Origin of the sequence: Microbacterium sp. MMO-113, from assembly GCF_037148555.1 — a bacterium.
GTDB lineage: Bacteria > Actinomycetota > Actinomycetes > Actinomycetales > Microbacteriaceae > Microbacterium.
Genome location: NZ_JBBCTD010000004.1, coordinates 373,344 through 386,288 on the forward strand (window position 1 = coordinate 373,344; position 12,945 = coordinate 386,288).

General features: G+C 70.9%; 11 protein-coding genes. 4 read left to right on the plus strand and 7 right to left on the minus strand.

Going from position 1 to position 12,945, the window contains the following annotated elements:
* Positions 1 to 93 precede the first annotated feature (93 nt).
* Positions 94 to 1,308 carry an ROK family protein gene (locus WFJ36_RS15495; protein ID WP_336643655.1) on the plus strand — a complete coding sequence of 405 codons (1,215 nt, stop codon included), beginning with the start codon at positions 94 to 96 and terminating at the stop codon, positions 1,306 to 1,308.
* A gap of 290 nt (positions 1,309 to 1,598) precedes the next feature.
* On the opposite strand, the gene WFJ36_RS15500 is transcribed toward WFJ36_RS15495, so the two are convergent.
* The 5 genes from WFJ36_RS15500 to WFJ36_RS15520 all read right to left on the minus strand — a co-directional run bounded on the left by WFJ36_RS15500 (position 1,599) and on the right by WFJ36_RS15520 (position 10,186).
* Positions 1,599 to 5,171 (minus strand): DUF7507 domain-containing protein, encoded by a 3,573-nt coding sequence (locus WFJ36_RS15500; RefSeq protein WP_336643656.1) that lies wholly within the window; start codon positions 5,169 to 5,171, stop codon positions 1,599 to 1,601.
* A gap of 250 nt (positions 5,172 to 5,421) precedes the next feature.
* The gene (locus WFJ36_RS15505) at positions 5,422 to 6,786 is read right to left on the minus strand and encodes a dihydrolipoamide acetyltransferase family protein (RefSeq protein ID WP_331201449.1); all 1,365 of its coding nucleotides are present in this window, start codon (positions 6,784 to 6,786) and stop codon (positions 5,422 to 5,424) included.
* Positions 6,787 to 6,908: 122 nt separating this feature from the next.
* Positions 6,909 to 7,874 carry an alpha-ketoacid dehydrogenase subunit beta gene (locus tag WFJ36_RS15510; RefSeq protein ID WP_029989147.1) on the minus strand — a complete coding sequence of 322 codons (966 nt, stop codon included), beginning with the start codon at positions 7,872 to 7,874 and terminating at the stop codon, positions 6,909 to 6,911.
* 11 nt (positions 7,875 to 7,885) lie between these two features.
* Positions 7,886 to 9,013, minus strand: a complete 1,128-nt coding sequence (locus tag WFJ36_RS15515; RefSeq protein ID WP_071329435.1) for a thiamine pyrophosphate-dependent dehydrogenase E1 component subunit alpha — start codon at positions 9,011 to 9,013, stop codon at positions 7,886 to 7,888.
* A 105-nt stretch (positions 9,014 to 9,118) separates the two neighbouring features.
* On the minus strand, positions 9,119 to 10,186 hold the full coding sequence (locus WFJ36_RS15520) for a histidinol-phosphate transaminase (RefSeq protein ID WP_336643657.1): 1,068 nt from the start codon (positions 10,184 to 10,186) through the stop codon (positions 9,119 to 9,121).
* Positions 10,187 to 10,253: 67 nt separating this feature from the next.
* Here WFJ36_RS15520 and WFJ36_RS15525 point away from each other — a divergent pair, with 67 nt between their 5' ends.
* From WFJ36_RS15525 to WFJ36_RS15535, 3 genes are read left to right on the plus strand one after another with little or no spacing between them, the layout of a single operon-like run.
* Positions 10,254 to 10,460 (plus strand): hypothetical protein, encoded by a 207-nt coding sequence (locus WFJ36_RS15525; RefSeq protein ID WP_292786800.1) that lies wholly within the window; start codon positions 10,254 to 10,256, stop codon positions 10,458 to 10,460.
* Positions 10,457 to 10,837 (plus strand): type II toxin-antitoxin system death-on-curing family toxin, encoded by a 381-nt coding sequence (locus WFJ36_RS15530; protein ID WP_071329357.1) that lies wholly within the window; start codon positions 10,457 to 10,459, stop codon positions 10,835 to 10,837. The genes WFJ36_RS15525 and WFJ36_RS15530 overlap by 4 nt, the downstream gene beginning before the upstream one ends.
* A gap of 34 nt (positions 10,838 to 10,871) precedes the next feature.
* Positions 10,872 to 11,276, plus strand: coding sequence for a phage holin family protein (locus WFJ36_RS15535; protein ID WP_060922580.1), 405 nt, complete (start codon positions 10,872 to 10,874; stop codon positions 11,274 to 11,276).
* Between the two features lie 25 nt (positions 11,277 to 11,301).
* Here the strand turns inward: WFJ36_RS15535 and WFJ36_RS15540 are convergent, their stop codons facing one another.
* Entirely contained in the window at positions 11,302 to 12,597 is a 1,296-nt protein-coding gene (locus WFJ36_RS15540) for a hypothetical protein (protein ID WP_336643658.1), read from the minus strand.
* Positions 12,594 to 12,848, minus strand: coding sequence for a hypothetical protein (locus WFJ36_RS15545; protein ID WP_071329359.1), 255 nt, complete (start codon positions 12,846 to 12,848; stop codon positions 12,594 to 12,596). The genes WFJ36_RS15540 and WFJ36_RS15545 overlap by 4 nt, the downstream gene beginning before the upstream one ends.
* Between the last annotated feature and the right edge of the window lie 97 nt (positions 12,849 to 12,945).

Here is a 12,945-nt window from a genome sequence, read left to right on the forward strand (position 1 = left end):
CGTCCCTTCGTAGATCCGCGGAGTAAATCTAGTGAGCGAATTTAATCCGTTTAGAGGTACTGTCTCATCTGGGCGACAGAAAGGTCAAGGGGAGTGACAGAGGTCTCGACGGGACTCGGCACCGGCCGCGCGAGCGTGAGCGCGGTGCTCGACTTCGCCTGGACGGCGGGCGAGTTCACCGCCACCGAGGCTATGGCCGGCACCTCGCTGACGCGCTCCACCACCATCGACGCGATCGACACGCTCGTCACCGCGGACGTGCTGCGCGAGCTGCCGAACGCCCGCGCCATCGGCGACTACCGCTCCGGACGCCCCGCGCGCCGCTTCGCCCTCTCGGCGGACCTCGGTGTGGTGATGGGCATCGACGCCGGAGACACGCACCTCGCGGTGACCGTCGCGGATCTGCTCGATCGCACGCTCGTGCACCATCGCGTGGAGGTCGACCCCGCGCAGAGCGCCGACGACCGCCGGGCGACGATCCTGCAACACCTCAGCGCCGCGCGCGACGAGGCCGGGGTACCAGCGGAGCGTGTGCTCGCGGTGTGCGCCGGCGTCGCCGCTCCCGTGAACCGCGACGGCATCTCACCCCCGCACCCCGACGGCTTCTGGGAGCGCACGAACCCCGGCCTCGCGGAGGCTCTGCGCGACTGGGCCCCGGTGGTCGAAGTCAAGAACGACGCCCAGCTCGCCGCGATCGCCGAGGGGACGCTCGGGGTCGCCGTCGACTGCCGCGACTACGTGGCCCTGCTCGCCAGCGAGCGCTTCGGCGGGGGCGTGGTCGTCGACGGGCACGTGCTGCACGGCGCCCACGGCGGCGTCGGCGAGGGCGTGGTGTTCGACCACATCATCGGGGTCGGCTCGGCAGTGGGACTTCGGCACGCCCTGGAGGAGCAAGCCCGGAGCGCGGTGGCGGACGGCGAGGCCCCCGCCGACGGAGCCCTCGGCCGGCTCGTGGCGGACGGGCCGGTCGACCCCCGACTGGTGCTCACGCTCGCCGCCTCCGGAGACCCCGACGCCCTCCGCGTCGCCGAGCGCGTGGGCGCGACCCTCGCCCGGGTCGTCGGCGTGCTCGGCAGCATGTACGACCCCGCGCGCGTGATCATCTGCGGGGCCGTGGCGGAGAGCATCGAACCCGTGCTGGCCGCCGCCCGCCGGATACTCCCGGACGAGCTGCACCTGCCCGCACCGGAGATCCTCGCCTCGACGCTCGGCGCGGAGGTCGTGTCGGCCGGGGCCATCGCGACCGCCCGGAAGGCCGCTCGGGAACGTGCCGTCCCGCGCCTCGCGGAACAGCGTCTCACCGCCTGACCTCCTCCCCTGGCGAGAACAGGCACGCGCGCGAGTTCAGGCCTCTCCCTCCCTGGCAGCCTGCTCTCGCGCGAACGCCTGGGTCCACCACCCGAGTGCGATGTACGGCCCTCCGTGAGGGGGAGCACGGCCGCAGAGTCGACCTGCCTGGTACCCTCCACCCTCCCGCCAGAACAGGCGCACGCGCGACATCAGCAGCTCCCCCGCCCTCCTGCCTGATCTCGCGCGATTGCCTGTTGGTCGCCACTCTCTAGCTGGTCAACCCGAGGACTCAATCCCAGCCCCGTGATCTAGTGATCTTGGTTCCGCGTGACCTTCCTCCGTCGAGCTGCGACAGCAAGCCCGCTGCCGACGACAAGAAGGCACACGGCGGCAGCCAGGGCGACGAGCGGCACGGTCCCTCCGGTGTCGGAGAGCCCGCCCGTGCTCGGCGCCGGGGTCGGGCTCGGTGTCGGCTCCGGGGTCACGACGAGGTCGGTCGTCGTCGTCGCGGGGTCGGATTCGATGGGATCCCCTGTCGGGGGTGTGCCGGTGGCCGTCGCGTTGTTCGTGACTGTGCCCCGGGCGATGTCGGCGGCGGTGATCGCGTAGGTGCTGGTGGCGGTGGCCTCCTCGCCGGGGAGCAGCACCCCCTCCGCCGCGGGCCAGGTGTAGGTCAAGGCAGGCAGCCCTGCCAGCTCGTCCACGATGATGACGTCCGTGAGAGTGGTGTTGCCGGTGTTCGTGACCGTGAAGGTGTAGACGATGGGCTGTCCGACCTCGGCGGGGTCCGTGATCCCGGATCCATCCGCGCTCTTACGGAGCTCCAGTGCAGACTCCTGCTCGAGCGGTGTGGTGGTCGACTGCGGATCGGACTCGAGGGGGTCGCCCGTCGGGGGCCGCCCGGTGGCTGTCGCGTTGTTGGTCACGCTGCCCCTGTCGATGTCGGCGGTCGTGATCGGGTAGGAGCTCGTCGCGGTGGCTTCCTCGCCGGCACGCAGCACTCCCGCCTCGCCGGGCCAGGTGTACCGCAGCGGCGGGAGGCCCGCGAGTTCGTCGGAGACGGCGACGTCGGTGAGGGTCGTGTTTCCGGTATTGGTCACGGTGAAGGAATAGACGATGGGCTGTCCGGCTTCTGCCGGATCAGTGATCCCGCTCGCGTCAGCGGTCTTGACGAGGCTGAGTGACGAGGCCTGCGTCAATGGCGTGGTCGTGGTCGCGGGGTCCGAATCGATGGGGTCGCCGGCCGGTGGTTGCCCGGTGGCGGTGGCGTTGTTGGTGACCTCTCCGTTGTCGATGTCGGCGGCGGTGGTGGAGTAGGTGCTGGTGGCGGTGGCTTCCTGGCCCGGCAGGAGGACGCCGTCTGCCGCGGGCCAGGTGTAGGTCAACGGCGGCAGGCCGGAGAGCTGGTCCGTGATGGCCACCGCGGTGAGGGTCGTGTTCCCCGAGTTGGTCACCGTGAACGAGTAGACGATGGGCTGCCCCGGCTCGGCGGGGTCGGTGATCCCGGCTCCGTCGGCTGTCTTCACGAGGGTGAGGGCCGGTGCCCGTTCCAGGGGAGTAGAGGTGTCGGCCTCGTTGGAGGGGACGTTGGCTCCTGCTTCCGTGGTGCCGTTCGCGACGGCGGTGTTCGCCACGACACCGGCGTCGATATCGGCCTGTGTGATCGCGTAGGTGGCCGTCCCCGTGCCTTCCTGGCCGGGGAACAGCACCCCGGCGTCGCCCGGCCATGTGTAGGTGATGGCGGACAGGCCCGGAAGCCGGTCGGTGATCGCCACCTCGCGGAGGTCGAGGTTCCCGGTGTTGCTGACGGTGAACGAGAACGTGATGAGGTCGCCGGGTGCCGGCGGCGTGCTGAGCGCCGGGGACGCGGACTTGACCAGCGCGAGGGCCGGAGCCTGGTCCAGCGGCGTCGTCGTGGATTGCGGCCCGGCCGGCACCTCGGCGCCGTTGGGGTCGCGAGAGGTGGCGGTGGCGGTGTTCGTCACCGCGCCGGTCTCGATGTCGAGGGCGGTGACCTCGTGCGTTCCGGTGGCTGTCGCGCTCTGCCCGGGCGCAAGGGTGCCCGCCGCCCCCGGCCAGGTATACGTGATGGCGCTTCCGAGGAGCGTGTCGGTGACGGCGACGTCGGTGAGCGTGACGTTGCCGGTGTTCGTCACGAGGATCGTGTAGGCGATGGGATCGCCGACGCGAGTCGGGGATTGCACGCCGCTCGCGTCAGCCGTCTTCACGAGGGAGAGCTGCGGTGCCTCGCTCCCGGAGATCACGGCATCGTCTGTCGCGGTGACCGGATCCCCCTCCGGTGGAGTGCCGGTCGCCTGCGCGGTGTTGGCCACCTCTCCCGCGTCGATGTCTGCTTGCGTGAGCGTGTACTCAGCCGTGCACGTCGTCGATTCCCCTGGTGCAAGCGTGGTCTGCGGACACGCGGCGACCGGTGGGCTCCCCGTGCCGCTGAAGGCCGTCTCGGAGACGGTGACCGCGGTCAGGTCGACGTTTCCGGTGTTGGTGACCAGGAACGAGTACGTCACCGGGGCGTTCAGTACGTACTGCGCCGGGTCGGTGAGGCTCGAAGACTTCACGAGGCTGATCGCGGGCGCGTCCGCGGCGGTAAAGACCACCGTGCTGTTGCCCGGCTCGAGCAGACCGCTGATCGGGCCGATGTTCGACGGGCCGTTCGTGTAGGAACCCTCGGTGTCGGAGGTGATCGGAACCGTGAATGTGCACGAGACCGTACCCGCGTCCATGTTCCCGGTCCCGCTGATGCGCGTCCCGTCGACCGTCGCGGCTCCCGCCGGACAGTCGGTGGTGGGATCGCCCGCGAAACGCAGCCCCGCCGGGAGGGTGTCGGTGAACGACCATCCGTTCTTCGCCTCGAGATCGTCCGTGTTGGTGATGGTGAACGTCAGCGTGGAGGTCTGCCCGACCTTCACCGTCGTCGGACTGAACACCTTGTCGAGCTGCGGTGTCGCGTCGACGATCTGCGGGTCGTCGAAACCGCTGTCGTTCCCACGGAACCCGCCCGCCGCGTTGAACAGCTGCACGCCGAGCGAGGTGGTCGTGGCGTCGGCGCGGAATCCCGCGGACTGCAGCTCCGCGACATGGAAGAGCCTCCCGCCCACCGTGATCTCTCGCGCTGCCGGATCAGTGCATGGATTGAGGCCGCTGGCGAGGGTGGTGACCGTGCCCCCACCCGTACCGGGCGCGGGCCCGCTGCCGGTCTGGTTCACGATCAGGTTGAAGCTCAGCCGCGGATCCACACGGTTCAACGTCGGCCCCTCGGACACGCAGTTCGCGGCACCGTACACCGCGCTGATGAGGTAGAAGTGCCCGGGAACGATCCCTGCGGTGATGGGCTTGGCGGTCTGGAACTCGACGCCGGGGCCGGGCGCGGAGCCGCCGTTGGTGTACTCCGACAGGATCTGGTTCTGCTGAGCCGCCGCCAGCGGTTGACCCTTGTACAGACCGATGGCTGTCGCCATCCCCTGGAGATACGCCCAGGCCGTGGCGTCGCAGCCCGAGTCCACGCCGGTCACCACCGCGTTCCGCGGTGTCGTCGAGCGCAGGACCCAGCCGTTGCACTGGTCGGCGACCGGAGCCCAGTTCGGGCTCGTCACGTACGTCTCCGTGTTCGCCGCCGCCCCGCCGGTGTACTGACCGATCCGGATGCCGTTGGTCGCCGTCTGGTTCTCGAAGGTCTCCAGGTAGACCGCGGTCGCCGGCGCCTGCGGCACCCCGGGGCTCCCCGGTGCCGCCACCGCGGCGGACGCGCCCACGAGGCCCGCGACGCCGAGGAGCGCCGCCAACGCTGCCGAGAGCAGCAGACGCGCGCGACGACGAGCGCCCTGCGTGTTTCGGACCAGCACCTGCGATGTACGACTGGACATCTCGACTCATCTCGGTCGGATATCTCCCCCAAGCCGGAGAGTAGACCCGGGCCGGAACACCAGGCAAGAGGTCTCACCCGTCCCGGGCGAGCGGGCGTCCCGACCGAAGAGTGACCTTTGGCCCTGATTCGTCTCGAGCGCATGGCGCAGGTGCCACTCGAACACCGGGGATGATGCCGACGCGCGGGAGCAGGCTCTCCCCCACGCCAGAGCCTGATCTCGCGCGATTGCCTGTTGCGGCGCAGGGACCTCAGTCCACCAGCAGCGCGGGCTCCTCGAGGATGGAGGCGACGTCGGCGATGAAGCGGCTCATGCCGTCGCCGTCGATCACGCGGTGGTCGAACGAGCCGGCGACCGTGGTCACCCAGCGCGGGCGCACCTCGCCGTCGACGACCCAGGGCTTCTGGCTGATCGTGCCCATGGCGACGATGCCGGCCTCGCCCGGGTTGATGATTGGAGTGCCGGCGTCCATCCCGAATACGCCGATGTTCGTGATGGTGATCGTGCCGTTCTGCTGGTCGGCCGGCGGGGTCTTGCCCTCACGCGCCGTGAGCGTGAGCCGGTTCAGGGCGCGGGCGAGGTCCTTCATGCTGAGGTCCTGCGCGTCCTTGATGTTCGGCACGAGCAGGCCGCGGGGCGTGGCGGCGGCGATGCCGAGGTTCACGTAGTGGCGCACGGCGATTTCGGCCCCGGCCTCGGTGTCGATCCAGGCCGCGTTGACCATCGGCGTCCGGCGCACCGCCCAGATCACCGCGCGGGCCATGATGAGCAGCGGCGAGACCTTGATGTCGGCGTAGTCGGGCGAGGCCTTGAGGCGCTTGACGAGCTCCATCGTGCGGGTGGCGTCGATCTCCTTCCACACCGTCACGTGCGGGGCGGAGTACGCGCTCTGCACCATCGCCGACGACGTCGCCTTGCGCACGCCCTTCACCGGGATGGACTCGGTGCGGTCGTCGCCGGCCGCCGACGGGCGCACGGGCGCGAGGCCACGCGCCAGGCCGGACGGGGCCTGCGGCGCCGGCACCGTCTCCTCCCGCACGCTCCCCCACTCCGGGGTCTCGATGTTGCGGAAGACGCTGGCCTGGGAGGCGTGCTTCATCACGTCGTCGCGGGTGACCTCGCCGTCGGCGCCCGTGGGCGTCACGCTCGTGAGGTCGACGCCGAGGTCGCGGGCGAGCTTGCGGATCGGCGGCTTCGCGATCACGCCGACCGACGACCGCACCGGGCGCTCGGCCGGGCGCTTGCGTCGCGAGGTCGCGCCGCTTCCGGAGCCGTAGCCGACGAGCACCGACCCGCCGCCCTCCTCGGGCGCGGGCGCCTCGGCCGTCGCAACGGTGCCGGGCGCGACCGCACCGGTCCCCGAGCCGGCCGCGGGGTCGGTCACAAAGGTGATGATCGGGGTGCCGACCTCGACCGTCGCCCCCTCGTCGACGAGCAGCTCGCCGACCACGCCCGCATGCGGGGAGGGCAGCTCGACGAGGGACTTCGCGGTCTCGATCTCGCAGATGACGTCGTTGATGGCGACCCGGTCGCCCGGGGCCACCTTCCAGGCGACGATCTCGGCCTCGGTCAGCCCTTCGCCGACGTCCGGAAGGGGGAAGTTCTGCGTGCTCATGCGGAGTCCTTTCGTGGGCCGCGTTCATAACTCAGGAGACTCGAACCGGTGCGCGCCCCTGCGCCCGCGCTGGACGGGTGAAGGGGGCGATTGTCCTGAGTTGTGAACATGGAACGTCGGTGTCAGTAGGCCAGGGAGCGGTCGACGGCTTCGAGGATGCGATCGGCATCCGGCAGGTAGGCGCCCTCGAGCTTCGCGGGCGGGAACGGGGTGTCGTACCCCGAGACCCGCAGCACCGGAGCCTCGAGGGCGTAGAACGCGCGTTCCATGACGGTCGCGGCGATCTCGCTGCCGAGGCTCGTGAACCCCGGAGCCTCCTGCGCGTAGACCATGCGTCCGGTCTTGCGCACCGACCCGAGGATCGGCTCGTAATCCACCGGCGACAGCGAGCGCACGTCGACGACCTCGCAGCTCGTGCCCTCGGCCTCGGCGAGCGCGGCGGCCTGGAGCAGAGTCGTGACCATGGCGCCGTGTCCGACGAGCGTCACGTCGGTCCCGGTCCGCACCACCCGCGAGGAGTGCAGCGGGACGGCGGGCGCGTCGAGCTCGACCTCGCCCTTCGGCCAGTACCGGCTCTTCGGCTCCAGGAAGATCACCGGGTCGTCCGACGCGATGGCCTCCTGGATCATCCAGTAGGCGTCGTTCGCGGTGGACGGCGACACCACGCGCAGACCGGGGGTGTGGGTGAAGTAGGCCTCCGGGCTCTCCTGGTGGTGCTCGACCGCGCCGATGTGCCCGCCGTACGGGATGCGGATCACGACGGGCAGCCGCAGCGACCCCTCGTGCCGGTTGGTGAGCTTGGCGAGCTGGGTGGTGATCTGGTCGAACGCGGGGAAGACGAAGCCGTCGAACTGGATCTCGACGACGGGACGGAACCCGGCCATCGCGAGGCCGATCGCGGTTCCCACGAGGGCCGACTCCGCGAGCGGGGTGTCCAGCACGCGCTGCTCCCCGAAGTCGCGCTGCAGGTGCTCGGTGATGCGGAAGACGCCGCCGAGCTTGCCGATGTCCTCGCCCATGAGGAGGACCTTCGGGTCGTCCTCCATCGCCTTGCGCATTCCGGCGTTCAGCGCCTTGCCCAGCGGCATGGTCTCCCGGGTCACTGGCCCTCTCCTTCGAACGACGCCTCGTAGCGGGCGCGCCACGCTTTCTGCTCCTCGATCAGCGGATGCGGCTCGCTGTACACGTGGTCGAACATGAGGTCGGCGCGGGGCGGGCCGAGCTGCACGGTGCGGGCGCGGAGGTCTTCCGCGGCATCGGCGGCCTCGGCGTCGACCTCGGCGAAGAAGCTCTCCTCGGCGCCGCGGTTCTCCAGGAAGGCGCGCATGCGGACGATCGGGTCGCGCCCGGCCCACGCGAGCTCCTCGTCGTCGCCGCGGTACTTCGTGGGATCGTCGCTGGTCGTGTGCGCGCCGAGCCGGTAGGTCACGGCCTCGATGGCGCGAGGGCCGCCGCCGGCGCGCGCCTCGTCGAGGGCCACGCGGGACACCGCGTAGCTGGCGAGGACGTCGTTGCCGTCCACGCGGACGCTCGGGATGCCGTACCCGGCGCTGCGCTGCACGAGCGGCACCCGCGACTGCGTGGTGACGGGGACCGAGATCGCCCAGTGGTTGTTCTGCAGGAAGAACAGCGTCGGGGCCTGGTAGCTCGCCGCGAACACCATGGCCTCGTGCACGTCGCCCTGGCTGGAGGCGCCGTCGCCGTAGTACACGACGACGGCCTCGTCGCGCTCGGGGTCGCCGGTGCCGGTGCGGCCGTCGAACGTGAGGCCCATCGCGTAGCCGGCGGCGTGGAGCACCTGGGAGCCGAGGACGAGCGTGTAGAGCCGGGTGTTGCCGTTCTTCGGGTCGGTCGGGTCCCAGCCGCCGTGGGAGACGCCGCGCATGAGCTTGATGATGTCGACCGGGTCCACGCCGCGGATCCGGGTGACGGCGTGCTCGCGGTACGAGGGGAAGATCGTGTCCTGGGCGCGGGCGGCACGACCGGAGCCGACCTGCGCCGCCTCCTGTCCGCGGCTCGGCGGCCACAGGGCGAGCTGGCCCTGCCGCTGCAGGTTGGTGGCCTGGGTGTCGATCGCGCGGATGCCCACCATGTCGCGGTAGAACTGCGCGAGCTCGTCGTCGGGGATGGCCTCGATGAGCGGCAGGTACTGCTCCGCGGCCGGCGTCGGGGCGACCTTTCCGGTCTCGTCCAGAACGCGCACGAGGGGGGTCTCAGAGGTGCTCACGGCCCCCACGCTACCCGCGCCGGCATGCCGGGTCACGCATACCTAGGACGCCCTCGTATCTCCCCGGAACCCCGAGATTCCGCGGTTCGTGGGGCGAGGGCGCGCTCAGCGGAGGGTCGCTGCGACCTCGAGCACGCGGGCGACGGCCTCCTCCTCGCCGACGGAGATCCGGATGCCGTCGCCGGAGAACGGGCGCACGATCAGGTCGGCGTCGACGAAGGCCGCCGCGACCTCGTCGGTGCGCGCACCGGTCGGCAGCCAGACGAAGTTGCCCTGGGCGTCCGGCACCTCCCAGCCCTGCGCTCGGAGCCCCTCGACGAGACGGGCGCGGCGCTCGACGATCACGGCGACGCGCTCCAGGAGCTCGGCTTCCGCATCGAGGCTCGCGATGGCGGCGTTCTCGGCCGCGGAGGTGACCGACAGCGGGATCCCGGTCGTCCGTGCCGCGTCGAGCACCTTCTCGTGACCGATCGCATAGCCGACCCGGAGGCCGGCCAGACCGTAGGCCTTGGAGAACGTGCGGAGGACGACCACGTTCGGGTGCGCCTCGAAGACGCGCCCGGCCAGGCCGTCGACGGCGTCGGGGGCGGTGACGAACTCGGCGTAGGCCTCGTCGAGGATGATGAGCACGTCGGACGGCACACGGTCCACGAACGCCGCGAACTCGGCGGAGGTGACGATGGGTCCGGTCGGGTTGTTCGGCGTGCAGACGATGATCGCCCGCGTGCGGTCGGTCACGGCGTCGGCCATCGCATCGAGGTCGTGACGGGCGTCGGCCGTCAGCGGCACCTGCACCCCTGTCGCCCCGGCGACGAGCGGCAGGCTGGGGTACGCCTCGAACGATCGCCAGGCGTAGACGACCTCGTCGCCGACGGACGCCGTGGCGAGCACGAGCTGGTGCAGGATCGCGACGCTGCCGGAGGCGACATGGACCCGCTCGGGCTCGACCCCGTAGCGGGCGCCGAGCCGTGCGCGGAGACGGCCAGCCGTGGCGTCGGGATACCGGTTCATCGGGGTCGTGTGCTGCAGCGCGTCGAGGACCGAGGGCAGCGGGTCGAACGGGTTCTCGTTGCTGGAGAGCTTGAAGGCTTCGGGACCGGCCTGCGTGCCCTGACGATACGGAGCCAGGGAGGCGATGGCGGGACGGATGCGGGGCAGGGTCGGCTCGGTCACGCGTCGAGTCTAGGACGTGCGGCCCGCCACCCTTTCGGGGCCGAGGGTGCGGTGATACCATTCTGGTATGGCTATGACGGTGCGACTCCCTGCGGAACTCGATGCGCGGCTGGGCGAGGTCGCCGCCCAGCGACACACGTCCAAGCATGCGCTGCTCATCGAGGCGGCCGACCGCTTCGTCGCGGACACTCATCGGTCGGCCCTCGTCGACGCCGCCGTCGACTTCGTGTTCGACAACGACAAGGTCCTCCTCGAGCGACTCGAAGACGCGTGACCGAGTATCTGACTCTGGAGGACGGCCTCCGCATCGTCGGCCGCCTGGGGTTCCACGTCCGGGACGCCGGACTCCTGGCGTCAGCTCTCGCGCGCCCTGCCGCGTCGCTGTTCGGGGAGGACGCCTACGGCACGCTGGACCGGAAGGCGGCCGCCCTCCTCGAGTCTCTGGCCCGCAACCATCCCCTGTTCGACGGGAACAAGCGCACGGCGTGGACGAGTTTCGTGGCATTCCTCTGGATCAACGGATGGAAGCACCGCTTCACGACGGACGATGCCTTCGATCTGGTCATCGGCGTCGCATCAGGCAGCATCGACCTCGACGATTCGGAGCGGCGCATCCGCGAGAACCGGATCCCCGTGGACGACCGCGGCTGACACCGCGAGCCCCGCGTGGGAGACTGAACGCATCATGCGCTTCATCATCCGGGTCGTCGTCAACGCGTTCGCCATCTGGGTCGTCACGCTCATCCCCGTGCTCCAGGTCACGGTGCGCGCCTTCCCGCCGGGCGAGACGCTGCAGCTCGTCCTGACGCTGCTCGCGGTCGGAGCCCTCTTCGCGCTGGTGAACACCATCATCGGCACGGTCGTGAAGATCGTCGCCTTCCCGCTGTACATCCTAACGTTCGGCCTCATCGGCTTCCTCATCAACGGCTTCCTGCTCTGGCTGACCGCCTGGATCACCAGCAGCTTCGGGTGGGGCCTGACGGTCGAGTCGTTCTGGTGGGGCGTTCTCGCCGCCCTGATCATCTCGATCATCAACGGCATCTTCGGCTTCATCCTGCGCCCGCAGAACAAGCGCTCCCGCCGCGACTGACCCGTCTGCCGGCGGCGCGTACGGCTCACGGATCGGGGAGCACACGCTCCGCGCGGTACTCGGTGCGTTCGACGGTGACGGCGCGATCGAGGTCCGCCCAGTAGGCGTCGAGAGCCACCGCCCGCGGGTCGGTGGAGGCGTCTACCATCGCCGCGGTCTCGACATAGCTCTCCAGCGAATGCGTCGCGAGTGCGAGGTCCTGGCGCCCGGGGTCGGGGTCACCCACCCGACGGGCGGTGAAGCTGTCGGCGGACCCCGTGCCCTCCCTCGCCCCTCCTGCGGCGAGCGCGGACACCGCGTCGTCGGTGTGCCGGAGCTGCACGAGCGTCTGCTCGGCGGACAGCGTCGGCTCGACCGGGCTCCCGGCGGTGATCTGGGTCGTCACCGTGAACGCGCTCTCCATCGCCAGGTGCGCCGCGATCATGCCACCCTGCGAGTGGGCGACGACGTCCACCCGATCGCCCGGTCTCGCACCGGCCGCGGCCAGCGCGTCGAGGGTCGCCTGGTACGACGCGGACCGACCCCCGGTGTAGAGCTCGATGTTCGACTTCATGTCCCACGCCTCGACGCCCCCGCCTTCCCGGAGCGACATCGACCGGCTTCCCGAGACGTAGGCGACGTAGCGCGGGGACGCACCCGGAACCGTGTACTTCTCGATCGCCACCTGCGCCCCGGAAGCGGAGGGCAGGCGCCCGAGGGCGCTGGACAGTCCGTTCGGAGCCCCGGCCGGACGGGAGCGCGAGGTGACCGATACCCGCACCGGATCCGCCGTCGCGCCGAGTGCCATCCCCGGTCGCACCCGTCCCAGTCCCGACGTCACGCCGACGACAGCGCCGCCCAGGAACACCGGTGGGAGCAGCCCTCCGGCGTCGAACTGATCGCCCAAGCCCCGGAAGCGCCGCTCGTCCGCGGTCCGTTCCTGCAGGTCTGCGAGCGGGGCCAGACGCTCGTCGGCGGCGAGGAGCAGCCGCAACCGCGCCTCCACTGCGGCAGCCGCAGCGGCATCGGTGTGCGACAGCACCTCCGCCCGCGCCCGCAGCTCGACCACCTCGTAGACCTCGGCCATGAGGTCGAGATCGGCGGCCGTCTCGTGGACGCGGGCCGTCAGCGTCTGCACCGCCATCACGGCGGAGCGGAGGGACCAGGCCGCGGAGGCCAGCGGGGTCCACGCTGCCGAGCCGAGCAGCGCCTCGACCCGCTCCACCGATTCCTCCACCTCCGCGCAGACCGGCACGACAGCCCGCACCCGCTCCGCGAGCTCGCGGAGCTGCGTCGTATCCACCGCGATCGCGCCGCCGTGATCGATGTTGAGCCCGCTCATGCGCCCTCGACCTCCCCGCGGCACGCCTGCAGCGTCCGGTGCACCGTCGCCGTGTCGTCCGACAGCCGCCAGAGGGCCCACCGCAGCGCCTCGACGCCGTCGGACTCCCAGGCGCACGCGTCACGCAGCGCCGTCAGCGTGGAAGCGAGATCGTCGAGCCCCGCGAGAGCGGCGTCCAGCTCGGACAGCGCTCCGGCCCGCAGCGCAGGATCGACGCCGGGAGAGAGCGCGGTGAGGACGAAGGACGGCATGAACTCAGCCTTCCGCCGGGCGGCGTCCGGTGGGGCCAGGGCCCCTCGGGCGGCAACGACCGGTGGACAGCCGGACCGGGCACGCGACGGTGCAGGG